Genomic DNA, 24,907 nt, shown 5'->3' with positions numbered 1-24,907 from the left:
AAGGAACAAGGTATTTCAATAGCTTGGGGAACTCGGACTTAGCGCCAACACTCAGCAGGCGTCTTAGCACCACGGGGCGTAGTGGCGCTCACAGTCAGCACAAGCTCTTTGCAGGACACTGAGCCCCGCTTGTCTTGCGCCTGCGCACCTTGAGCGGTGGCCGTGGCGGTGTAAGCAGTAGGTGATGCTGAATTACAGACTATCGCTATGCTATAACGCCCCTCCACTGAGTTGCCGCTAATAGAGCATGGTTCTTCAGGTTTAGAGGGCACCGGGTAGCCCAAGCTATTTAAGCTATCCGAATAGCTAGGGTTATTGGCGCGCCACTTCTCCTGCCGGGTTTGCAGATCTAGCAGAGCATCGATGCCATCCATGCGATTGGCTTTAAGCACTGAGGAACGATAGGCCGGTAGCGCAACCGTCGCCAGAATAGCGACGATTACGATCACAATGAGTAATTCGATCAGTGTGAAGCCTTGCGTCCTGCTTTGTAGAGGCTTAAGGCTTGTGTGTGGGGAGATGTTTTGTTTCATTAAGGTGTCTGTCGAGTATGGGTGTTATAAATTTAAATCACTATATTCAAACGACCAGTTATTTTTACCCTTATTATGACCTAAGCCATGGCTGCGCTCGCAGTTATCCGGCTTACACCACGTCAGATTTTCTCCACTCTTCACGCTAAAACCATGGTTTTTATTGTATTGACACTCGCATTCTCCAGTGACTGTTTCTGTCCCTGGATCTGGATCTAGATCTGGATCTGGATCTGGATCTGGATCAGGATCAGGATCAGGATCAGGATCAGGATCAGGATCAGGATCAGGATCAGGATCAGGATCAGGATCTGAATCTGAGCCTCCTCCCCAAGGATTACCCCCTCCAGTATTTTGAGCCGCCTCAGCGAGCATTAGGAGTTCTTCGACATTACTCTCTGGGCGCCGCAGCATGATCTCTGAATCCACTTGCACAGTGCGTGGCTCTCCGCTTCTGTCATTCCAGCTGACCGCCACGCTGGCATTGCGAATACAAGGCTTAGCGCAATCAGCATCAGAGGCGCCGCTAATCTCCCAGGCCCGCTGATAATCAGTGACCTGGCCACTGAGAGCTTCTGGCCCATATCGGCCCAGTCCTAGCCTCTTATTAGCCTGGTGCTCTTCAACTGAGAGATAGCTTTCAAGCTCCTGCAGTTTTGCCGTCGCTAACATAGTGGCTTCTGCACGGGCCTTGGCATCAGCTTGCTGCGCTTGCTGTGAGTTATTGAGGCTAAGCAGTGCCGCTAGGCCCACTGCCACAATCAGCAGTGCCACTAGAGTTTCAATCAGCGAAATGCCTCTTAGGAACTTCTGCTGTCCCTTGGGTTCAGAGCGACGTTTAAACATAAGCGGCTTTCCACATCGCGCAGGGCGATTGACAAAATGTATTCAAATCAAAAATCACGCCAAGCTCCTGGCACTTCAAAAAAATGCATTTTGGCGATGCCGATGTTGATGGTGGGGTCGTCTTGCGAGTCAACATCCCCAAAATCGAGCGGCTCTTTGACAAGCTTTGTATTAGCGTTAAATTTTTCGAGGTTACCACTTTGAGCGAGCACCCCGCGAATCGTCACATTGCCCATACCATTAAGATTGCAGTCGGTTTTTTCGATATAGAGAATTCCCCAAAATTCAGTACCACCTGTAGTTTTAGGACAGCCAGCATCCTCTGTAAAGTAGGCGATGTAGGGACCAACGCTCGAGTCATTTAAATCTTTAGGTAGCTTAGTGTTGTCATCTGAATATACTTTAACGCGCTCTGGTTCGCGTCTTGCAAGGTCTATCAGCATAGCTTTAGCGCTGGCTTGATCCACACCAAAGACAGCTTCGGCTAGACTCATTGATGGTGACAATGCTTGTATGTCCCCATTTTCTAGAGCAACTCCTTTAGGGTTCTTTTTATCTGGCACACCAACAAACTTGTCAAAGTGACCGGTATTAATACAAGTATTTCCCCCTGTACCTTCCGTAGTTCCTATCAAGACCCCAGTGTGGTTAGGATTAATAATCGTTGGATTCCCAGTTACCCCACTCAAGCAATTTTCAAGCAGCAAAGGCGGCCCATCAAAGCCTGTGATTGTGCCCCCACCCGCCGGCCCAAAAATACTGCTCTTGCCTATCATGACTTCCGTGGTCAACTTTTTTCTTATATGGCTATCGCCTTTGGCTTGGGCACTGGCCTCTATCCGCACCACCACTGGGGTTGCTGGGTCGGCGGGGTTGGGCTCAGTTAACAGTGTCATCAAGGCGCTGCGCGCATAGCTGTCATTGGCCAGATCGCTGTCGGATAGTGAATTGAGAGTGGCAGTGCGCACTCCGCTACCATTATTAACCCACACCACATCTTCGAGGTTCTCTTCCAGCCACTCAAGGCTAAGCTGCAGCGCACCCGAGGCCGCGGCATAAACTTCTTTACTGCGGGAATCGACACCTGACAAACGCTGCTCACTGACCACTGAGGAAGTGGTACCCAGCGTAATCACGGTAGCAATCATCAGTAACAGCAAGGCTATCGCCAGTGTTGCAATACCGCGCTCTGCTTGACGAATAGGGCCAAGCTGACCCGCCAACTTATCACTCAACTTAAGGACTCTCTGTTTGGAAGAAATCATTGCGAATTTTCACCTCGCCGTTGAGGTCCATTTGAACCTCGTTATCCGCTGCTAGGTGCCCACTGAGCGTTATATCTACTTTGCGCCGCCAAAGGCATTTATCGTCACTTAGCCCTCCAGCACCTGGGGTGCAGGTCGTACTTGGACCACCAGCTACTCCACCCGTAATAGGGAAGACAGTGGCGTCTTTACCCGTGCCTACATCATCAAAATAGACCAAACTAAAACCTAAGTCTGTTATTTCAATCACTGGCTCGGTCAGGTCTACCCAGTCGCCAGCCACACAACTGTGATCGGCTGTAGCCGGGGCCCCTGAGCGTGATTGCAAGCGCCCCTCGTTCCAGCGAAAGCCAAATAATTCAAAATCACCGCTGTGAGTCGCCCACTCGATATTGTGGTCATAGCTATAAAGGATGCAGTCGCAGTCTGTGCTGCACTCGGGCGGAGTTTTCATGCCGCTAGAGACATCGCCGGCTGTATCAAACTGAGCTAGGCTCACCGTGCCAAACTGGGCCAAAACCGGCGCAATGCACTGGTGATAATCCAGCATATTGATTGCTCCATCGTCATTTAAATCGCGAAGAGAGCCAGTAACTGAGGCTGGGTTTGAGCAATTGTCAAAGTCACCATATCGCGCCCATACCTCAAACCAGTTTACGTAGCCGGCCCTGGCTAAATCACGCGACATATAATCCATGCTGCCACGCAAAGCCTGCTGTAGCTGAGCACTTTTTATATTGGTTCCGCTAGTCACTGAAATATTGAGTATCAGCGCAACCACACCAGCAAGCACAATAGAGGCAAGCAGTATAGACACCATTAACTCAATGATGCCCAACCCCCGCTGAGGCTTAGCTAAGTTCTGAATTAACATGCCTCATAACCTGTTATGGCATTATCCATAGGATTACAGACCCGAATGAGCCCCTCTGATGATATGCGCAACTCTAGCGCCCAATCGCCGTTACTCAGCGTCACCTTTCCCTCGTCGGATGCCCTGCCTCTGACGGGCTCAAAGACAGTACTCGCTCCGCTAAAGTTATGGCTCAGAGTGACACTCGGATAAGAAGCCCCCGACACCACTCTGGTCACATCCACTCCAGCCACCGGCACAGTGCACTCATCTGCCTTGCTGCAGTCACAAGTAGTGTTGCCCAGCGAAACACCAACACACCAGGGCGTGCTTGCGTCCAAATTAATTCGCATCGAGCGATCTCGCACCGGCGCCTCAGCCACCGCCTGTCGAATCAATACCAACACATCTTCTGTGGCTTCCTTGACATGACTTTTGGCACGCTGATCTTGGAAAGACGGAATGGCGATTAACAGCAGCACAATGGCAACAGCCAGCACAATAAGAAGCTCTATAAGCGAAAAACCGCTAGCGCTGACTTTCTGCCCACGAGCCGACACCAAAGCACGCCCTAGCGGGCTCTGGGATAAAAGGCTGCAGTATGGTGATTTTTTCATGACCTTCCGAGAGTAGCAGCTGCTTTCAAGCAAAGAAAGGGTATAAATGTAGATCTGGGACAGCCATCACAGTACTGCAATCCCCCGCTCTTGGCTCAACGTTTAGTGGTGACTCGCTGGCACTACTAAGCAGCAGCTAATAGCAGTATTAAAAAAAAGTAGCCTTAGGCCAATACGAAGCAAGCGCCGACACAGCCCACTAGCGTTATAGCAGTCAAACTGAGCAGTCTTTAGCCAGCCATGAGCAGATGCTGCACAAAGAGGGCTTTTGCGAGCACTAGCTCTCGACAAGCCGTGAATACTTCTTATACTGAATATCAAAAGACCTCTAAGAACAGCTGAGCCAAAATGCGCAGTCGCAGCTATCGCTCGCAGCCAACGGAGTATCATAATGCAACTCGACGACAACCTCTTAAACAGTATTCGCTCAGCACCACGCGGCCCCAAAACAGCCGCACTTTTTGATTTTGATGGCACCCTAATAGCCGGCTTTTCCGTCGTGCAGTTTTTGCGTGAACAACTCAAGCAGCGCAAAATTTCTCTGCAAGACGCCCGACAGATGGTCGCCAACACCACTCGCCTAGTAGCCCGCAAGGCGAGCTTTTCTGAAATGTTCGCGGTCTCTTGTGAGCTACTGGAAGGCACCGATGAAGAGGAATACGAAGCCTTCGGGCAAGAGGTGTACGAAGCGCGCATTGCCCAGCTGATCTATCCGGAAGCCCGCGCCATCATTCGCGAACATCAGGCCTGCGGCCATACCGTGGCAATTATCTCTTCCGCACTGAGTTATCAGGTGCACCCAGCCGCCAAGGACCTAGGCATTGATCTGGTCTATTGCACCGAGCTGGAAGCTAAGAACGGCGTTCTAACCGGCAAGCTAAACGGCGATGTCTGCTGGGCTGAGGGCAAGGTCGACGCCGCCAATGAGCTGGCTAGTGAAAAGGGCTTCTCACTCGACGACGCCTTCTTTTATTCTGACAGCGACGAAGATGTGCCCCTGCTTGAAACAGTCGGTTATCCAAGGGTCCTCAACCCAAACAAAAAGCTGGCACAAATAGCAGAAGAGCGTGACTGGCCTATTGAGCGCTTCCGCGATGTACGTAAGGTTACGACCACTAGCCTGGTACGCTCACTGGCAGCGGACCTGAGTATGCTGCCGGTCATTCTGGCCTCAATCTCGGTCAAGTCTCTCACCGGTTCAAAGCGCGATGCGCAAAACTTTACCAGCGCGGTCTATCCGGTCATTGCCTCTGCTTTGAGTGGTGTAACACTCAATGTCATTGGTGAGCACAACCTTTGGGCGGCACGGCCTGCTGTATTCGTGTTTAACCACCAAAGCAAAATCGACCCTGTGATCGTTTCTAAGCTGTTATACAAGGATTTTGTCGGCGTTGGCAAAAAGGAGATCGCCACCCTGCCCTTTGCTGAAAAACTCATGGAGTTTGGTGGCGCTGTACTGATTGACCGCGCCGATTCTGCAGGTGCTATCGCGGCACTGCAACCGCTGGTCGATGTTATTAAAGAAGATAAAAAATCTGTTGTTATGGCGCCTGAGGGAACTCGCACAGTGTCGCCGCGACTCGCTCCCTTTAAAAAGGGTGCATTTCACTTGGCGATCCAAGCTGGCGTGCCCATCGTGCCGATCGTCCTTCACGACGCCATCAACATTGCTCCCAAGGGCGTGTTCGTCTATCGCCCAGGCACGGTGAAGGTTGAGATTCTCGACCCGATTGATACCAGCAAGTGGAGCGCTAAGACCATCGATAAACACGTGGCTGAAGTGCGCGGCGCATTTTTAAGGGCTCTGGGGCAGCAAGAAGAGCCTGCTAAAAAGGCCCCCAAAAAAGCCGCCAAAGCAAAAACTAAAACAAAGGCCAAAACCAAAGCGAAAGCAACTCCAAAGTCCAAAGCTAAGCCGAAAACAAAAGCTAAACCAAAAACAAAAGCTAAACCAAAAACAAAAGCGGCAACTACTAAGCGAGCCGATACGAAAGGAGACTAAATCGTGGCGCGTAAAGCGATTCCCAAAGCAGCTAAACCAATAATTAAAGCTGTCACAGCACAGGAAGGCTTTCACAACGGTATCCAATCACTCGCCACATCAGAAGGCATCAGCGAAGCCGAGGTCAGAGCACGCGTTAAGCAGTGCCTCGGCGAAATAGTGGCCATTCCCAGCGAACGATTTCGTAGCTTCGCTGGCTATATCAGTAAGACCATGGTTTCTCTGGGCTATGAAAGCCCCGTTATCTGTGACCCTAAGCAACTAGAGTCCCTGCGCGAACTGATGAAAAAACATCCAGTGGCGCTGTTGTGGACACACAAATCACACGTCGACGGCTCCGCTGTTATCGCTACTCTGCATGAGAACGGCTTTCCCATGCTGCACTCTTTTGGCGGCGCCAATATGGCATTTGCCGGGGTGGGCTACAGTGGCAGACGCTCAGGCATTATCTTCATCAGGCGCAGCTTTGCCGATGATAACTGCTACAAGTTCGCCTTGCGGCAGTACTTGGGCTACCTGATGGAAAAGCGATCCCCCTTTAGCTGGGCCTTTGAAGGCACACGCTCAAGAATCGGTAAACTCATGCCGCCCCGCCTTGGCCTGCTAAAGTATTTGGTCGAATCAGCTGCAGCTACTGGCACCGAAGGCTTACGCCTGGTGCCCGTGTCCTTGAGCTACGATTTAATCAGCGATGTCGATGACTACGCTGCCGAAGAAAGCGGTAGCAAAAAAACTCAAGAAAACTTTAGCTGGTTCATGAGCTATTTAAAGCGCTTGCGCAGCCCCATGGGGCGTATCTACATGAACTTTGGTGAAGCGGTAGCGGTCGATGCCCCAAAGGCACTGCGCAATGAAGACAATGACCTCTATCGCCTGGCTTTTCAGGTAGCGGTCAATGCTAACCGAGTAACCCCTATAACCATGCCCGCCCTGGTGTGCATGGCACTTATTGGCGCACTGCCCCGGGCCTTAACTATGCAGCAACTATCTGATCAAGTGTTAGCGCTAGCTGCCTGGGCAGAAGAACGTGATATTACGCTGACCTCTTCCTATAGCGAGGCCGATCGCAAACAGCTGGAATCGGTGATGGAGTTAATGGTCCGTCGCGGTGTCATCAAGCGCCATGAGAATGGCCTTGAAACCATGCTGGGTTTTAACGAGCAAAATCACAGCGCCGCCGCCTATTATCGCAACACGGCCGTGCACTTTTTTGTCAACAAAGCGATTGTTGAGCTGGCACTGATGCGCGTGGCAGTGTCTCAGCGCGAAGATAAGCAGGCCCTGCTCTACGAAGAGGCCCGGTGGATTCGGAACTTACTCAAGCACGAATTTTACTTCCTACCCACCGATCAGTTCGAACAAGAAATCAAAACCGAGATCGATAAAGTCGACCCTAAGTGGGAGACCGCAATCACCGCAGATAGCGAGTCGCCGGTACCGCGTATTCTGGCCAATACTGGCCCACTCGTAGTGCACGCCACTTTGCTGGATATTATCGAAGCCTACCTAATTATGGCCAAGGTACTTGAGAAAAATATCAGTGAGGAAAGCAAAACCAAGGCCGAGTGGGTGGCCATGGCATTGAAATTTGGCCAGCAAGCTTTTCTGCAGCGCTTAATTAGCAGCAATGCATCCATTGGCCGGCAAGTGCTGGACAATGCCTATCGCTGGCTCGAGGGAGAAGGACTCGCACCGGCCACTCAGGAAAATCTTGAGCAGCTCAGCAAACTGCGTCAGCGTTTGGAGCGCACCGTTCGCCGCGGTGATTTACTGCGCTCATTTACTGCCTTGTAAGCAGATAGCAGCAAAGCGATGACTGAGCCACTCTGGAAGCCCTCCACCCAACGCATAGCGGGCGCTCGCCTCAGTGCTTTCGCCCAGGCCATGCAAGCCCGTCATAGCGAACTGGAAGGTAGCGACTACTTTGCCCTGCACAACTGGTCTCTGGCGCACCCAGAGGCGTTCTGGCAGGGCGTATGGGACTTCACTGGCGTACAAGCCAGCAGCCCGCCCAAGGCTGTGCTCGAGCATGCTGATCAGCTGCCAGGGGCTAGCTGGTTTCCCGGCGCGCGACTGAATTTTGCCGAAAACTTGTTGCGCTACCGGGATCAACGCAAGGCCCTGATCTGCTTATTGGAAAATGGCCGCCGCCGAACTTACAGCTACGCAGAGCTTTACCGCGAGGTCGCCCAATTAGCGGCGGCCTTGCGCCGCATGGGCGTGGGGCCGGGTGATCGAGTAGCGGGCTTTATGCCCAACATTGCCGAGACAGTAATCGCAATGCTCGCCACTACTAGCCTCGGCGCGCTGTGGTCCTCATGCTCGCCAGACTTTGGTATCAGTGGAGTGCTCGACCGCTTCGGACAGATTACAGCAAAAGTACTGTTCGCTGCTGATGGATACTTCTACAACGGAAAAACCTGTGACTCCTTGGAGCGTGTAGCGGGGATTGTCAAAGCAATTGACAGCCTCGAGCATGTCATCGTCGTGCCGGTAGTAAACGAGCGACCAGCAATCGAAGGCTTTGCTGGCAAACACTATGCAGAGGTCCTCGAAGCGACTGTCACTGACATCGATTTTGCTCAACTGCCCTTCGATCATCCGCTATACATTATGTACTCCTCCGGCACGACTGGGGTGCCTAAATGTATTGTACACAGCGCTGGAGGCACACTACTGCAGCACCTCAAGGAGCATCAATTGATGCTGGACTTGGGCCGCCAAGATGTATTTTTCTACTTCAGCACCTGCGGTTGGATGATGTGGAACTGGTTAGTCTCTGGCCTAGCCAGCGGTGCCACTCTCCTGCTCTACGACGGCTCGCCTTTTGCTGGGCAAGGGCGAGTACTGCTCGATGCGATTGACGAAGAAAACATCACCATCTTCGGCACCAGCGCTAAGTTTATTTCTGCACTAGAAAAGAGTGGCCAGCGCCCGCGCGAGAGCCACGACCTGAGCAGCCTCAAGACCATCCTGTCCACCGGCTCCCCCCTAGCTCACGAAAGCTTCGAGTACGTCTATCGCGATATCAAACAGGATGTCTGCCTTTCTAGCATCTCCGGCGGCACCGACATCATTTCCTGTTTTGTCGCTGGCAGTGTCACATTGCCGGTCTATGCCGGTGAAATACAGGCTCCAGGCCTAGGTATGGCGGTAGATATCTGGGATGAGGAGGGTCGTTCACTGCGTGGCGACAAAGGCGAGCTCGTTTGCACCCAGCCCTTCCCCTCCTGTCCTCTGGGCTTTTGGAACGACCCAGAGAATAAACGCTTTCACGAAGCGTACTTTGCTCGCTTTGACAATGTCTGGGCCCACGGGGACTATGCCGAGATTACAGATCACGGCGGTTTTATTATCCACGGTCGCTCTGATGCGGTACTAAACCCTGGTGGTGTCCGCATTGGTACTGCTGAAATATACCGTCAAGTGGAGCAAATCGAAGCCGTGCTAGACAGCGTCGTCATCGGTCAGCAGTGGCAAGATGATCTGCGGGTGATCTTGTTCGTGGTATTGCGGGAAGGTTTAAAGCTCGACGAGGCATTACAGCAGCGCATCCGCAAGACAATCCGAGAAAACACCACAGCGCGGCATGTGCCAGAAAAAATCATTCAAGTGACTGATATTCCACGCACCATCAGCGGCAAGATTGTCGAACTTGCGGTGCGCAAGATAGTGCATGGTGAAAGCGTCAAAAACACCGATGCCTTAGCCAACCCCGAGGCTTTGGACTTATTTCGAAACCTTCCAGAACTGCGCTCTTAGGGTTTTATCACAGCCGAGTTTGTTCACAGTTTCGAAGGGCTTTTAGTAGCTGGTTTTCATCAGCCAAAGCATCGCTTGTAGATGATGCTCCGCGCTGGATAGCTCTGCCGGGGTAGTAAAGCTATCCAACGCAGCGCTGCAAATATAAGAAGGCGATCCACTCATCGCCTTCTAAACCTACTCGGGTCTTAGTGGCCCAAGTAACTGCGATACATCCACACCGTTTTTTCTTGCTGGGATATGTAATCGCTCATCAGCGCAACAGTCCCCTCATCATTGGCCTCGCCAGCAAGGTTCAGTAAGTCGCGCTGCTTGCCAATCAGCTTGGCAAAGCTGTCAACAATGTTAGCCATTGCGGTTTTACCATCGGCAACATCTTTCTGCTCAGGGATTTCAGAGCGCTCAATATAGCTGCTGTAAGCATGGGAAGGACGGTGCCCCAAAGTAAGCACGCGCTCTGCAATTTCATCTATCTTGAGTAGAAGATCATCGTAGAGTTCCTCGAACTTTAAATGCAGTTCGAAGAAGTTGTCCCCTTTGATATTCCAATGGTATCCGCGCACGTTCATATAAAAAATCTGATAGTTGGACAACAAATCATTAAGCGAGTCCGCTAATTTTTCAGCTTTTCCTTTATCCAAACCAATAAAATTCTTGCTCATTGTGGACCTCCTTCGTAGCTGTTAAATGCAACTTGGAACCAGTTTAGCTAAAGCCCCGAGTTAATGAACTTGAGACTAACACTATTCCACTCAGTGTTAAGCAGTATTGTATCGACCAGGCCAGCAAAGCGGCAACGAGCACCACATAGCAAAAGCTTTAGTACTCATTGTGGCGGGCCTGTTTCACCTTCAACAAATGGCGGAGTGCTCCAGCCGAATACTCGATAGGACTCATCATCTCAAATGATAATAACCACCAATCTGCTCCGCATGCAGAGACTCTCGTAACCACTGCTTAGCTTGTTCACGGTTAAACCACTGATCACCATAAAAGATTTCTGCGTCGGGCAAAAATACTTGATCAAGGAGATCAAAATCTTTCATGTCCACTGCATTAGCGTAGTCCCAAAGATTTTGTTGAATTTGCAGCTGATCCGAAATCTCTTGCAGAGATAGCATCATAAAATCCTGTATTGCTTGGGTAAGTAAAAAGATAGCAGCAGCAGAATCTGACTATTGTCGACTATGTCAGACAAGCTTTGCTCTCGCCGGACAGGGCTCAATATCCTGTCTAATGCTAAACAGTTAGCACTATCCAGCTAAGTTTTCCCGCTGCATAAACTGTCGCACACGCTCTACCTCGTCGCTATCACGATGCTGAGTGCCACGGCGGCTGTCCAGCATGTCGATATAGTTGAGCAGCCCCACCTCATTAAATGCATACATCGCTTCATCTTGGCAAAAGTCAGGCTGAGCATCTTGGGCCGCAAAGTTACAGGTCCGAGCGTGGTACAAAGACTGATGATGGCTGTTGTCAATCAACAGCAAACCCGGCTGTTGGTTGAGCAACAAACCCCAGCCCTCAGCCAAAGAGGCCGGCACTAATTCTCGGTGTAAAGCCTCCAGCTCACTAGCAGCAAGGCCCTGACCTTGGCGATAAAACTTCTCTAGACCGCGCTCAGACATGACCCATGTAGCAAAGTATTGCCTTGGCGCATCGAGCCAAAACGCGGTGGGATACGGCGGCGTATCCTGATGCGGGCTCTGACAAAAGTCAGTCATATAGGGATTGCTGCTGTAGGCATGTTGCTGAGGCGCACGCTGGGCCAGGGTGTGGTTTTGTGGGTTGAGCGGTAAATTCGGAAATTCCAGCAAACCGTAAGCAAAAATTTGCGGCCGCAATTGCTGCAAAAAATCATAGGCACTACTGTTGTAAGGCGCCTGCTGCATTAATGGCTCGGGAACGCGAATACGCATGCCCAAGGAGCGACCATCGAGCCTGTAGTGGCCCGTTTCAATCACGCAGTCAGACTCGATATCAGCAAAGGTAAATGGCAGCCGGGACACAAAAATCTCCTGTTAATAAGCCGCTACTATTGTGCCTAAAGCCTTTTGCCAAGACCAGCGGCGGACCGTGACACTGCTGCCCAGCAAACGCGCCCTGCATTAACTAGCCCACTAAAACAGACCATGGTCTAGCTAAACTGTATCCGCTGGACTTAGCTCAGCAGCCTCTATATGGTCAAAAGGAAGGTACACGCAAAACCTATAACACTCTCATTTTCTTTAGGAGGAAAAAAACCCCATGTTTAGGTCATATTATGGCAGTTACCGACAGCTGCTATTGGCCATTACAGCCCTATTTATCATTAGTGGCTGCAGCAGCGATCAAGATAAGCCTGCATCAAACAAAAGTAGCGCTGTCAGTAAAAGCAGCAGCGAAGGGCCTATCTGTGATAGTGGTGATGCAAGTACTTCTGATGCCCCCTGCATTATCAGCACTCTCAAGCAGTTACAGGCTATCAACGACTCGAAGCTAAGTAGGGCCGGCCATTACGCACTGGCCGCTGACATCGATGCCTCAGCCACTCTTAAATGGACAAACGATAAGGGCGAAACTCAGGGCTTTAAGCCAATAGAGGATTTTTCTGGCAGCTTCGATGGCCGGGGACACACTATTTCACATTTATATATCAATCACAGCGGATGGGGCTTGGCCGGATTGTTTGCTGCCCTGAGCGAAGAAAGCGAGATCAGCAACCTGCGATTCAGCGATGCCTCAATCAACTCAACAAGGCCTGCCGGTATTCTCGCTGGACGCTCTGGAGGTCTTATACGCGATGTCCACGTCCACGGTGAAGTAAAGAGCACAGACCGCAGCGGTGGACTGGTCGGCACCTTGAGTAAAGGGGCGACCATTAGTAATAGCTCATCTACCGGCAGCATAAACGCTGACGGAGAGCGCATAGGGGGTTTAGTAGGTCAGAATGACGGCTCCATCAACTCCTCTTACAGCCTTATGTCTGTCCATGGCGGATCAACCGTCGGCGGTTTGGTTGGTCGCAGTGAGGGCAGCGTCAAACGTTCTTACAGTATCGTGGCCTACCCAGAGGGTCCCGAAGAAGAAAGAGTAACAGCTAGATCAAGCATCTCGGCAGGGCTTATTGCGATGATTGAAGACATCGCCGTCATCGATGAGTCTTATGCGGTGAGTTATGCTGGTAAAAGCCGCTTCGACTTCCGCGGGAAACTCCTAATCGGGAAAGCCTGGGGCGATGCCGAATATGTCACTCGCTCCTATTATGGTAGCGACAAGGTGTCGCGCCCCCACGGCCCTGCCGGTAAACCAAGGCGGATTAAAGATATGATGCGAGCAGCCACATACGAGGGCTGGGACTTCGACTCAGTATGGACTATCGACGAGGGCAAGGGATTCCCCGACCTGCGCAGCAACCCCCGCAACTGAGTTGCGCCCTGCTACGCTGCTGTGCCTGCTGCTTGTGCAAGGTCTTTGACGCTGCAGCAGGCTATAAGCCCGCGGAGCGAGCCTGATATTCTTCCAACAGCAACTGATCCTCAGCACCCCAAAGCTGATTGGCCTTTAGCTTGTTTTCGCTCAAGATACGGGCTGCTGCAAAATAATCACCTTCGCGGGCCACAAATTGCGCTTTAAGCTTCCATAAGAGATAGCCATAGCCCGCGCTTTGTTCAGTCTGGGCCAGTATTTGCTGGTACTCTCGCTCAGGGTGCTGCAGCAGAACCTCCAGAGCTTCGGTGGCAATATAATCGCCGATGTGCCGAAAGCCTTTGTTACGGTTGTTAGTTTCACTTTCTTGTAACAAGCGCAGTCCCTGGTCAATGCGCCCCTCTCTTATGGCCAGATGAGCCTCGCTTCTGCTCAAATCATTACGCAAGCGTTCACGGTGACTCTTGTAGCTGGCGTCAAAGCTGTCAATTAAAGCTCGTGTTTCAGCCACGGGCTTGCCACGCGAAGAGGTCAGGATAGCCAGAGCCATGATATCTGGAAAGGATGCTTGCACGGAGTCTTCAGATTCAAACTTCCTCAAGATAGCAAGTGCGTGCTCAGAGGCTTCAGAGAAACGGTTCTGAACGTATAGCTGGTGCACGCCAATCAACTCACTCAACACCAGGTAAATCGGATTATTGCTATCAATGGCAAATGATTTGAGCTGATCAGCGTAGCGATTAGCGTGCTTAAACTGGCCCCTTAAATTCAGCAGCAAGCCTCCATTTTGCAGAAAAAAGGCCTTTTCATAATACAGCGAAGCGCGGTTTAAGTAGGGCTCAGCCTTCACCAATAGCTGTATACCCTCATCGATAAAGCCCATCTGATAATAATAATGGCTCAGTAAGTAATAAGCTTTCATCATGCCGTTGGCATTATCGCTTTGTCGCCAAAAATCCAGCGCCTGATTAATATGCTCTAAAGAGCGCTCAGGGTCGCCACTTGCATCAATAGCTCTGGCGATTGTGAAATGCAGATCGGCGAGATAATTAGGCAGGTGAAAATCACTCTCAGCTATACCTAGAGACTCAATTGCCAGTGCTTCGGCATCAGCATAGCGCTTTTCATAGATGGCAAGAGCGCTGAGTGCTTCCAGAGCGGCCAACTTAGAATAGGGGTCATTAGATTCACTAATCAGCGCTCGCGCTCGCTTTAAATAGTGGAGTGTTTCATCCACCTTATGTTGGCGACCGTAAGAAATTCCAATGATGTAGTTTAAGTTCAGCAACAACTCCGCAGAGAGCTGTTCCTCAGACTTGGCCAATACAGTCTGGGCAATAGAAATCGCCTCTTGGAACTCGCCAAGAGCCATATGATTGCGAGCCAATTCTGTCCAAGCCTCAAGAAAGTCTGGGTCTTGGGCCACGGCTGCCTGAAAATACTCCCCTGCCTTTATTCTGTTTTCGTTGGCATTAACTTCAAACTGCCCCTGTAGATAGCTCTGCAAGGCCGCATCAGCGATACGGCTTGCCGAAGCTGGGGCCAAATCATCCAGCTTAGCGTGTACAGCGATGTTGTTGCGCACCCAGTGACCGGCTTTATCAAACAAATTGGGAAGACTTTTAGCCTGAATATCAGTGGCTGAAAGAACAGCGGTATCCGTGCGCAACTTCAGCGCTGCGCGATACTCGCCCTCCTCTTCAAAAATACTGATGAGAAAACTGTAATCCAAGTTCCCCTGGGTGCTTAGATTAACTGCAAGTGACTCGCCAGATGTCTCTGTAAGCCACTTAGCTGCTGGGCTGACGGAGCTGATCTTTGGGTCTTGGCTCAGTGTTTCTGCCAGATAATTGCGGCCGCCTTCATTCAACCAGTTATGCTCAGCACCTAGTGGCAACACGGCAACTTTGATCGGACGCTCTGCTGCCAGCTCTGCGATTGCCTGTTTAGGCGACGGGCCGCTAACACCAAGGCCACTCTTGAGCCAGAGTGTCGCAAATAAAAGGCCAAGGGCGAACATAGCCGCAAGCCAATACCAGCGGCGAACACTCCGGCTAGGATTACTTTTTATTTTGCTTGGCTTAGCTTTCAGGATGCTTACTGTCGGGGTAAATCGGTAGCCAATACCACGGTGGGTTTCTATAAAGGGCTGTTCACGCTGGTGATCTTGTAAGAGCTTGCGCAGGCGCAGAACCTGCTTGGCAAGAGCGGCATCCGTCACAACCTGCCCTGGCCAAACCGTCTCAATGATTTCGCTTTTACTGACTACGCGGCCAGCATTTTTTACCAGCAGTAGTAGTAGGTGATATGGCTTAGTACTGACAGCTTGGCGTTCACCGTCTTCATAATAGACTTGTTCCCAGTTTGAAAGGCGATAATTTTCAAACTGGTACTCTAGATGCTCATTCCCTGCATCCACTTCCCTCATCACTTCATTCACTAAGTATTTTGCTAATACCTTGAGTTTACGCAGTTTACGGTACAAATGTCATCAAATGGAACGCAATGTCATGTACTCGGCATGGGCAATTACTCGGCTTGTGACTAGGATCACAGTACATAAAGAGTACTGTGAATTAACCACAGCTGCAGGGGATCAGGCATGCAAGCAAAATCATTCGGCCTTGTCACAGGCATATGCTTGTTATTTTTTTCACAAATACTTTTTGCCGCTCCCAGCCTGAGCCTTGCCAAGCAAAATGCTGAACCTGGCTCAACAATTACTATTCCATTTGACTGGCTCAGTGATGGAAGCGTTGTAGCGCAGCAATTCGACCTAGTATTTGATGCCGATGCCTTGACGATTTCCACACTATCTGCCGGTGCTGCTGCTACCGCTCATACACTGGATTGGCAATTAGTCAGCACCGGGCGCCTGAGAGTTGTATTAAGCTCCCCCGCAGTGAATACAATCGCTTCTGGCAATTTGCTCAACTTAGGTATTGCTGTGGCAGAAGATGCCGCGGAAGGTAAATACCCATTAGTCATTGAAAACCTACTATTGGCAAATGCTCAAGCCCAAGCGGTAGCGCCAAGCTCTTTGCTAAACGGCAGCGTCAACGTGCTTGGGACACTGCCCCCGCCAAACCCGGTGACCGCCATACCTGTTATGGCCGACATCTTCCTATTTGCACTCATTGCCATGCTAGCAAGTTTGGGCTGGCTAGCCATACGTAGCAGGCCCGCAAGCACTATGCTCTCGCTGCTTTTAGCCGGCTTGCTGTTAAGCCCGTCGCTGCTGCAGGCAGCCCCATTGCCGGGTGATGCCAATAATGACGGCAAGGTCGACGCAGCGGACATTCCTGTCATCGTTAGCCAGATCCTTGAGCGTCAACAAGCACCGGGCAAGCCTGATTGTAACCAGGATTCAAAGGTTGATGTGCTGGACACTGTTTGTGCGGCACAGTCTTCGGTAGAAAACCGAGCACCACTACTGACGGCGATTGGCAATCAACAGGCCGTTGTAGAGCGGGATTTTAGTCTGACCGCGCATGCGCTTGACCCCGATCAAGGCGACCTTGTGACTTACTCGTTAGACCAGCTTCCGAGTGGAATGAGTATCGACGCAGACAGTGGGGTGATTTCATGGACGCCAAGTGAAAGCCAACTGGGTATTCATGATGTGATCGTGCGGGCAAGTGACCTGCAGGGGCTATTTGATGTTGAGTCTTTCCAGATCGATGTAGTGGAAGCCAGCAGCAACAATCCACCCACTTTAATCCCACCGGGCAAGCGACTGGTTCAGGCCAACACAGTATTTAATACACGGCTGTTTGCAACTGACCCAGATGCGGGTGATGTGTTGAGTTTTTCTCTGACAGCGGCGCCTGTCGGAATGACGATTGACCCTACCAGCGGCCTGTTGAGCTGGACCCCATCGGGTGCTGATCTTGGCAGCCATAGCGTGACAGCACGCGTTACCGACAGCGGCGGCTTACAGGACAGTAAAACCTTTACTGTGACGGTTAACGTAGCAGTCGCCCTTGCAGCGGCTAATTCGGCACCGAAACTGACTGTGCCAGGTATGCAAAGCTTGGTGTGGGGCAACTCGCTGAGTGTGCAGGCCACAGCTAGCGATGCAGATAATGACCCGCTGCAATTTGAACTGATCAATGCGCCAGCAGGAATGTCCATTGATAAGGTCAATGGTGCCATCAACTGGAGCCCAGCAGCGGCCCAGGTCGGAGCCCACGATGTGGCGGTCAAAGTCAGCGACCCTCATGGGGCGGCGGACTTTGGCAGCTTCATCACCACGGTAAGTCATGTAAACAGAGCGCCTGTGGCCTCAGATGACCTCTACCAAGTGCGTATGGGCGACACCTTGAGTGTTGCTGCACCCGGTGTGCTCGGCAACGATTTTGACCCTGATACTGACCCGCTGACTACCTCACTGGTATCGAGCGTAGCCAAAGGCAGTTTGGACTTTCGCAGTGATGGGTCATTTGACTATACCCCCGATAAACCTACCGGCAACGCCAAGGTTGAGCTGGAAGTGCAGTGTGAGATCGGTAAGGATGATGGCGGGAATTATCTGCATCAGGGCAGCCTGGCTGTGGGTGATGTTGATAATGATGGCGAGCTTGAAATCGTGGGCATTGGCGGAGTCACTCCTTATTTATTCATAGACACCATCTGGATAATCAAGGCGTCAGATTGCAGCCCGATAATGAATCAAAGCCAGGACGTTGTGGACGGCGGCGGTGCAGAAACTTTTTCGCACCCTGGATTGCTAGATATCGATGGTGATGGCGACCTTGAGATCATCGTAGTGCGCAATCGCTTTCCAGAGGCCGAAGGAGGGAATTTCGATGGTCAGCACCTGATGGCCATCCACCATGATGGCACCCTTGCCTGGCCAGGAAACGGTGGTTCAGAAACTTCGGCGTATCTAAATCCCGCCTTTATGGACTATCAACACTCCGGTCCCACCTTCGCTGATCTGGACGGTGACGGCAGGGTTGAAATCCTGATGACTGGCAAGATCGGCAACGTTGTGAATGGCACAATCCAGCACGTCCTCACCGTCTATAACAGTGTTGACGGCAGTATCAAGTGGGAGCATGTCGGGGAGTATTACAGTGGCAATGCCGATGAGCAACCACCCGTGGTTGCGGACCTGAACCTTGATGGGAAAATGGAGGTCATTCTGCACACCTCAGTGATTGATCACGAGGGCAACACCAAGTTTGTACTGCCAACCGAGCCAAGGTACGGTAATCACCCACACCTTTATAGCGCCGTGGCCAACTTTAATTCAGACCCCTGGCCGGAGATCGTTGCACGTGACTGGACCCATAATTATCTATTCAAGTACGACGGTACACTGATCTGGAAGAAACCCAACCCCGGCACTATGCCCAGAAACCAGATAGCCGTTGCCGATTTTGACGGTGACGGTGAGGTAGAATTTGCCTATACCCAGATGATCGATGGCGGCAGTGGCTACACCGTTGTTTATGACAATGATGGCTCTATTCTTTGGAGCCATCAGGACATCCCCGAATTTGTAACCGGACACGCAAACCACGGCGAAAATATCACGGCTTTTGATGCCAATGGTGACGGTGCAATAGACATCGTTATTCACTTGATGCCTCCTAGCACTGCCGACAATCAGGGTGTTTACATTTTTGACGGGCGTGATGGCGCACTTTTACACTTCGAGCCAATCAGCCGCTACTCAATCTCACAGCGCTTTCTCACGATCGCCGATGTCGATGGTGATGGCCACGCAGAATTGATCTCTTCTTATTCCAGTGGTTTGGCAGGTGTTACGCGTGTTTGGCAGGGAACAGCAGCGAATCCACTGCCTCCAGCACCGCCGCTGCGCAATCAGTGGGTCTTTAATCAGACCATGGTCAGAGATGACGCGACGATAATCTCCAATCCAAGGCCTGCGTGGCTGCAACCCGGTCATAACGGCTACAACCTAATATCCAGCCGCGCTGAGTTTAATCTGGCTGGCACCACCGACAGCTTTACTTACAAAGCCAGCGATGGCGACTTGGAATCGAACCTCGCTACTGTCAATTTTGATGTGCAGCCGGACGGTGTGGCACCGATTTTCCTGAGCGAGCCCGATACACTCACCACCGTCGGCTTCCAGTACGAGTATGCACCCCGGGTCATCGATTACGACCTGGGTGATAGCCTCAGCTTTATGCTGACTGAGGCACCCCATGGCATGACCATCGACCCGACCACCGGCGTGCTGCGCTGGTTGCCGAACACTAAGGGTTCTTACCCGGTGAATATTCTGGCTTATGACAGCATCGGCTTTGCCACAGCGCAGGCTTACACGCTGGAAGTAGGTGACCCGGTAACTATCCCGGATGTTGTTGGTCAAAGCAAAACCGATGCTGAAGCAAGCTTGAGCGCTAGCGACTTAGTAGTAGGTCACAAACAGTTCACGCACCATCCCAGCATTGCCGCTGGTTCTGTGACTAAACAAACACCCTCTGCCGGTTCAGTGGCTGAATTTGGGGGCCGAGTCGACTTGCTCATTTCAACAGGCCCTGCCCCCGGAGATATCGATAAGGATGGCGATGGCTTTACGCCAAATGAAGGCGACTGCAACGATAATGACGCCAGCATTCATCCGGGGGCTGCGGATGCACCAGGGGATGGCATTGATCAGGATTGCGATGGTATTGATGGCAACCTAACTCTGTCTGAGATAGTGCTGCAACCAAAACTCTCTACAGTATTGACCAATCAACAAGTAAGCCTCGAAGCCATTGGCATATTTGAAGATGGTAGCAGCCAAAAACTGAGCGGCATCGTTAACTGGACTGGCGGGCCAAATTTCACATCGGCCTCTGCTGGAGAGTTTACTGTTACTGCTTCTCGGGCTGGCATCAATGCACAGGCCAGCATCACAGTTATCGAGCGCAATACGGGCGATCAACAAGCACCGCTTGCGGCCATAAGCACACCATTACAACATAGCAAAGTCACAGAACCCATTGCGATAATGGGCAGCGCTAGCGATGCTAACTTCCTCAAGTACGAGCTGGCTTACGCAGCAGTTGGGGAAACTCATTTCACTACAATACGCAGCAGTACAACAGCCATTACTGATGGCGTACTGGCACAGTTTGACCCCACCCTATTACTCAATGATTTGTACACCATCCGCCTCACCGTGTTTGACACCGGCGGCAATCAAAGCATTGCTGAGACAACTGTTCAGGTTGATAGTGACTACAAAGTTGGAAACTTTAGTCTCAACTTTGTTGATCTTGTTGTTCCTATGGCCGGCATGCCAATCAAGGTGACAAGAAGCTATGACAGTCGTGATAAATCATCTGGTGACTTTGGCTTTGCTTGGCGGCTCGGCGTAAGCAGCCTCAAGCTAAAGGCCAACCGTATCTTGGGTAGCGGCTGGCAAGTGCTTAAGCCAGGCTTGTCATACCAGTTAATCGCCAGCGATGAACATTATGTCAGTTTAACCTTACCCAATGGCCGAGTTGAGCAGTTCGACCTTCTCGTAAAGCCCCAAGTATCACCAATCGTGCCATTCCCGGCATCCGCTTTACAGGCCCAGTTTAAAGCACGACCGGGCACTCTCGGTACACTGACAAGCTTAGATAATAACAACTTGTCGATTCTAGACGGACAGCCAGGAGAAGTTTCGCTACTTGATGATCTAAGCTCCACTACCTTCGACCCCGATCTATTCTTGTACACCGCGAGCGATGGTATGGAGGTCCTGATAAGCATAGCTGAGGGTGTACAGAAAATAACTGACAGAAACGGTAATGTCCTGAGCTTCTCTGATAGTGGGATTAGCCATTCAGCAGGTACAAGCATCAGCTTTACGCGCGACACCCAAGGCAGAATCACCCATGTCACGGACCCCTCAGGCGGCGTAAGAACTTATACTTACGATGGCAATGGCGACCTCCGAAGCTATACAGATGCCACCGGCAATATCACAAAACTAAACTATAACCACAATCATGGCTTAATCGAAATTATCGACCCGCAGAATCGACCTGTCGCGCGCAATGAGTACGATGATGAGGGTCGCCTGCTCAGTGTGACCAACGCAGAAGGCCGTAGAATTGAATTTAGCTTTGATCCAAGCTCGCGGCAGGAAGTAATAAGGGATGCTGATGACAATGTCACGGTAGTGACTTACGATGATCGTGGCAACACCCTAAAAAGCGTCGATGCACTAGGAGGAGTGAGCCAATACAGCTATGACGCTGCGGGTAACCAGTTGACCAGTACCAACCCTGCCGGTGAAACCGTCAGCCGGAGCTTTGATGACCGTGGCAACATGCTGAGTGTAAGTAATGCACTCGGAGCGACCAGCCTATATGAATATGACTCGGCTGACCGTGTGCTGCGCTCCATCGATCCATTAGGTCGTGAAACCCGCTTTGAGTATGACGCACGCGGTAATTTATTACGCAGAATTAATGCCCAAGGCGATATAGAGGACCAATTCCAATACAACAGCGCAGGCTTGCTAACGGCACATGGCGATGCCAATGGCCATATTACAAACTATCACTACGATGCCAATGGCAATCTCACTGAGGTTGTTGACCCAAGGGGCAACGTATCAAAGACAAGCTATGACGCCAGTGGCAGGGTGATCAGTGAAATTGATCGCCGCGGTGCGCTTGTAACATTTGAACTCGATGCAAATGGCAGCCCGATATCGGCGAAAAATATAAATGGTACCCAGACCCTGTTTGACTACAACGCTGCCGGTGTTCTTGAGCGGATTGTCGGCCCACTGGGTATTACAACTTCACTGAGCATGGATGCTTTGGGTAAGGAGATCGAGTTTTCAGATGCACCGGGAAGGCTCGAATCGCGTGAATACGACCTGCTGGGTAATCTTAGCTCAGTGACCAGATTCAACGGCGGCACCACCAGATATGAGTATGACGCACTAGGACGCCGTACAAAAACTATCGCGCCTGATGGCTCAGTGACACAGACCCTGTATGACGCTGTAGGACGTATTACTCGCACGATAGATGCGCGCGGGAACTCGACAACTTATGAATACGATAAAGCTGGCAGAAACACCAAGTTGATTGACCCACTTGGCGCTGAAACTGAGTTCAAATATGACGCTGCGGGCAACCTGACAGTTAAAACTGACGCTAAGGGCAATGTTTTTCGCTTTGAATACGATGAACTCAATCGGATAGTCCGGCAAATATTTCCTGATTTAACAGAAATTCTTAGCCACTACGATAGCGCTGGTAACTTGATTGAAGAAGTCGATCAACTCGGCCGGACGACCCGTTACAGCTACGACGGCAACAACAATGTCATTAGTATTACAGACCCTTCAGGTGCCAGCACTCGCTTCGAATACGATGCAGAAAACAAACTATTAGTGCAGCGCGATGCGCGAGGCAATGCCACTACTTTCCAGTATGATGCTATGGGTAATCAAATCAGCAAGACCTACCCAGATGGCTCTACAGAATTGGCAGGCTACGATGACGCTGGTCGCCTAGTGAGCTCCACTGATGCCAAGGGGGACGAAACTCGCTATGAATACGATCCGGCCGGCAAACTGCTCAAGAAAACCTTTGCCGATGGAAGTGAGGAGCTCTATAGCCATACGCTCTCGGGGAGAGTGGCAACAGCTCAGAATGGCATCGGGACTGTCAGCTATAGCTACGACTTGAATGACCGTCTGATAAACACTACTAACCCAGATGGTACAAAAATTGATTACGCCTATGACCTAGCGGGTAATAGAACGATGTTGCGCACTACCCTGCCCGGTTCTGCTCCAAGGTCCACACTCTATACATACGATGCGCTCAATCGCCTAGCCAGTGTGGAGGACCCGGATGGTCGAATAAGCTCATACACTTACGATGCCATTGGTAATCTGGCATCTATCAGCTATCCAAACGGTGTTGTATCAACATTCACTTACGACTCAATGAGCCGCTTAATTGAATTAGAGCACAAAAACCATGGCCAGGTGCTGGCTAGCTATAACTACACGCTCAATGCTGTCGGGGATCGCATTAAAGTTGTTCATGCCGACAACTCATATGTTGACTATACATACGACAGCCAGAGAAGGCTGACTTCCGAGACTTACTCTTCAGCCGCGGGCATCAAGACCTATGCACTGAGCCACGAGTATGATTCAGTTGGCAATCGAATCAGCATCACCAACTTAGCAGGCTTACGCAGCACATACAGCTATGATGAGGCGGATAAACTAATACAAGCTGGCGCCACCACCTTTGCCTATGATGCCAACGGTAACTTACTGGTCAGACAAAATGCTGGAGCCCAGACTTTTTACCACTTCAATCAGGAACATGAACTGAGTGCTGTGGAAACACCTAGCCAAGTAGTGCAGTTTAAATACGATGCAGTTGGACACAGAGTCAGCCGCAGTGTGGGCTCAGCAAAGAGTAGTTTCTTGGTCGACGCCCTAGGTGCTGGCGGAGTTCCACAGATGCTGGTCGATTATACAGACGAGCTAGCCGTTTCCGCCGAGTATATTTATGGCAACCAAGTACTAGGTGAAATCCGCGACGGCAGTGATACGAGCTGGTATCACTCTGATGCTTCAAAAAATATTCGCATCATTAGTAATACAGCGGGTGATGTGAGTGACTCGTACTCATATGAGGCCTTCGGTGGCTTGATCAGCCACAGCGGTACTAGCGCTAACCCCTATCAATTTGCTGGTGAGCAAGCCGGCGCAGAAGAGAACCTCAGCTTCTTGCGAGCTAGATACTACGACCCCACAACCGGGCGTTTTATCAGTCGAGACCCTTTCCAAGGCATCTTGCGTGATCCACCATCGCTACACCGCTACCTCTATGCTCATGCTAACCCCATAAGCAACACCGACCCGACAGGTCAATTAACACTCTCGAGCACAATGGTTTCAGGCTCCATCTCTTCGGGCTTAATTTCTGGGGTGATAAGTTACGCTGGTGGTAAACGAGGAATGGCCTTAGTAACTGATACTATTATAGGCGCTGCCTTTGGCGCTCTCGGCGGGCCGGCTGGCGCAGCCCTTGGCAACTCATTCAAAAGCTCCAAGGTGCTGGTAACGATGGTAAATAGTCCGCATGTTGCACGTTTTGCCGGCCGACTGGTAAATGCCATACCTTCGACATTGTTTGGGGCCGCTGATGATTACTCCAAGGCCTTGGCCAATGGCGACGCTTTCAAAGAAGGTTTCTATAGCGACTTTGCAAAAGGTACTTTCCTAAACCTTGTGTTTAAAATGATCTCTGGCCCCAGTGCCGAAGTGCATAAACAGATTAATTTTAAGGAAGTTAAAGCCTTCGCAAGTATAAAGACCACCAGTGCGGCAGGCGCCACAGTGCACAATATTATCACCGAAGCTAATCAAGCGAAGTTTCTACTGCGCTCGGATGCACAGTATGTGATTGCCTTCCTTGATAGTCAGAGAGATGAAGCAGCTGATGCAATCATCAGTTTCTGCTGGGAGTTTTCCAAATTTATCGAGGCCAATCTGCCCAAGTATGTGGAAGGCCAGTATAGCCAATAGTAATTCCGCTACCCAGCATGCTAGTGGCAACTTGGTCGTAAACTGTGACATACGCGGCTCTGGCCAAGCGGCAAAGTCAGTAGCGCCGATGGCC

General features: G+C 51.0%; 14 protein-coding genes. 5 read left to right on the top strand and 9 right to left on the bottom strand.

The window, feature by feature from the left end:
* Positions 1-38 precede the first annotated feature (38 nt).
* Genes H2508_RS01650 through H2508_RS01630 form a run of 5 tightly spaced genes read right to left on the bottom strand, consistent with a single transcriptional unit; the run spans position 39 to position 4,114 of the window.
* Positions 39-533: a type IV pilin protein gene (locus tag H2508_RS01650; RefSeq protein ID WP_182168669.1), complete on the bottom strand. Its 495-nt coding sequence runs from the start codon at positions 531-533 to the stop codon at positions 39-41.
* A gap of 24 nt (positions 534-557) precedes the next feature.
* A complete protein-coding gene (locus H2508_RS01645; RefSeq protein ID WP_182168668.1) occupies positions 558-1,379 on the bottom strand; it encodes a type IV pilus modification PilV family protein in 822 nt (273 codons plus the stop codon).
* 47 nt (positions 1,380-1,426) lie between these two features.
* On the bottom strand, positions 1,427-2,614 hold the full coding sequence (locus H2508_RS01640) for a hypothetical protein (RefSeq protein ID WP_182168667.1): 1,188 nt from the start codon (positions 2,612-2,614) through the stop codon (positions 1,427-1,429).
* Position 2,615: 1 nt separating this feature from the next.
* Positions 2,616-3,518, bottom strand: a complete 903-nt coding sequence (locus tag H2508_RS01635; protein ID WP_182168666.1) for a PilW family protein — start codon at positions 3,516-3,518, stop codon at positions 2,616-2,618.
* On the bottom strand, positions 3,512-4,114 hold the full coding sequence (locus H2508_RS01630) for a GspH/FimT family pseudopilin (RefSeq protein WP_182168665.1): 603 nt from the start codon (positions 4,112-4,114) through the stop codon (positions 3,512-3,514). Before H2508_RS01630 ends, H2508_RS01635 begins: the two co-directional genes overlap by 7 nt.
* A gap of 391 nt (positions 4,115-4,505) precedes the next feature.
* On the opposite strand from H2508_RS01630, the gene H2508_RS01625 reads away from it, so the two are divergent.
* Genes H2508_RS01625 through H2508_RS01615 form a run of 3 tightly spaced genes read left to right on the top strand, consistent with a single transcriptional unit; the run spans position 4,506 to position 9,878 of the window.
* Positions 4,506-6,116, top strand: a complete 1,611-nt coding sequence (locus H2508_RS01625; protein ID WP_182168664.1) for an HAD-IB family hydrolase — start codon at positions 4,506-4,508, stop codon at positions 6,114-6,116.
* Positions 6,117-6,119: 3 nt separating this feature from the next.
* Positions 6,120-7,910, top strand: coding sequence for a 1-acyl-sn-glycerol-3-phosphate acyltransferase (locus tag H2508_RS01620; RefSeq protein ID WP_182168663.1), 1,791 nt, complete (start codon positions 6,120-6,122; stop codon positions 7,908-7,910).
* A gap of 18 nt (positions 7,911-7,928) precedes the next feature.
* On the top strand, positions 7,929-9,878 hold the full coding sequence (locus H2508_RS01615) for an acetoacetate--CoA ligase (protein ID WP_182168662.1): 1,950 nt from the start codon (positions 7,929-7,931) through the stop codon (positions 9,876-9,878).
* A 188-nt stretch (positions 9,879-10,066) separates the two neighbouring features.
* Here the strand turns inward: H2508_RS01615 and H2508_RS01610 are convergent, their stop codons facing one another.
* From H2508_RS01610 to H2508_RS01600, 3 genes are all read right to left on the bottom strand, one after another.
* Entirely contained in the window at positions 10,067-10,540 is a 474-nt protein-coding gene (locus H2508_RS01610) for a Dps family protein (protein ID WP_182168661.1), read from the bottom strand.
* 234 nt (positions 10,541-10,774) lie between these two features.
* Entirely contained in the window at positions 10,775-11,002 is a 228-nt protein-coding gene (locus tag H2508_RS01605; protein ID WP_220463550.1) for a nuclear transport factor 2 family protein, read from the bottom strand.
* Positions 11,003-11,131: 129 nt separating this feature from the next.
* Entirely contained in the window at positions 11,132-11,887 is a 756-nt protein-coding gene (locus H2508_RS01600; protein ID WP_182168660.1) for a hypothetical protein, read from the bottom strand.
* A gap of 238 nt (positions 11,888-12,125) precedes the next feature.
* On the opposite strand from H2508_RS01600, the gene H2508_RS01595 reads away from it, so the two are divergent.
* Complete coding sequence (locus tag H2508_RS01595; protein WP_182168659.1) at positions 12,126-13,286, top strand: GLUG motif-containing protein; 1,161 nt, start codon at positions 12,126-12,128, stop codon at positions 13,284-13,286.
* 61 nt (positions 13,287-13,347) lie between these two features.
* Here the strand turns inward: H2508_RS01595 and H2508_RS01590 are convergent, their stop codons facing one another.
* A complete protein-coding gene (locus H2508_RS01590) occupies positions 13,348-15,726 on the bottom strand; it encodes a winged helix-turn-helix domain-containing protein (RefSeq protein WP_182168658.1) in 2,379 nt (792 codons plus the stop codon).
* 162 nt (positions 15,727-15,888) lie between these two features.
* Here H2508_RS01590 and H2508_RS01585 point away from each other — a divergent pair, with 162 nt between their 5' ends.
* Positions 15,889-24,813, top strand: a complete 8,925-nt coding sequence (locus tag H2508_RS01585; protein ID WP_182168657.1) for a putative Ig domain-containing protein — start codon at positions 15,889-15,891, stop codon at positions 24,811-24,813.
* Positions 24,814-24,907: the final 94 nt, after the last annotated feature.

The organism is Sediminihaliea albiluteola, assembly GCF_014077625.1.
Taxonomy (GTDB): domain Bacteria; phylum Pseudomonadota; class Gammaproteobacteria; order Pseudomonadales; family Halieaceae; genus Sediminihaliea; species Sediminihaliea albiluteola.
Note: the sequence above shows the minus strand (reverse complement) of the source record. Positions and strands in the feature narration are given on the sequence as shown.

Bases quoted from the DNA above. Each gene is read 5' to 3' on its own strand.
- H2508_RS01615 (WP_182168662.1), top strand. From the start codon at position 7,929: ATGACTGAGCCACTCTGGAAGCCCTCCACCCAACGCATAGCGGGCGCT.
- H2508_RS01650 (WP_182168669.1), bottom strand. From the start codon at position 533: ATGAAACAAAACATCTCCCCACACACAAGCCTTAAGCCTCTACAAAGC.
- H2508_RS01635 (WP_182168666.1), bottom strand. From the start codon at position 3,518: ATGTTAATTCAGAACTTAGCTAAGCCTCAGCGGGGGTTGGGCATCATT.
- H2508_RS01645 (WP_182168668.1), bottom strand. From the start codon at position 1,379: ATGTTTAAACGTCGCTCTGAACCCAAGGGACAGCAGAAGTTCCTAAGA.
- H2508_RS01625 (WP_182168664.1), top strand. From the start codon at position 4,506: ATGCAACTCGACGACAACCTCTTAAACAGTATTCGCTCAGCACCACGC.
- H2508_RS01585 (WP_182168657.1), top strand. From the start codon at position 15,889: ATGCAAGCAAAATCATTCGGCCTTGTCACAGGCATATGCTTGTTATTT.
- H2508_RS01610 (WP_182168661.1), bottom strand. From the start codon at position 10,540: ATGAGCAAGAATTTTATTGGTTTGGATAAAGGAAAAGCTGAAAAATTA.
- H2508_RS01630 (WP_182168665.1), bottom strand. From the start codon at position 4,114: ATGAAAAAATCACCATACTGCAGCCTTTTATCCCAGAGCCCGCTAGGG.
- H2508_RS01605 (WP_220463550.1), bottom strand. From the start codon at position 11,002: ATGATGCTATCTCTGCAAGAGATTTCGGATCAGCTGCAAATTCAACAA.
- H2508_RS01595 (WP_182168659.1), top strand. From the start codon at position 12,126: ATGTTTAGGTCATATTATGGCAGTTACCGACAGCTGCTATTGGCCATT.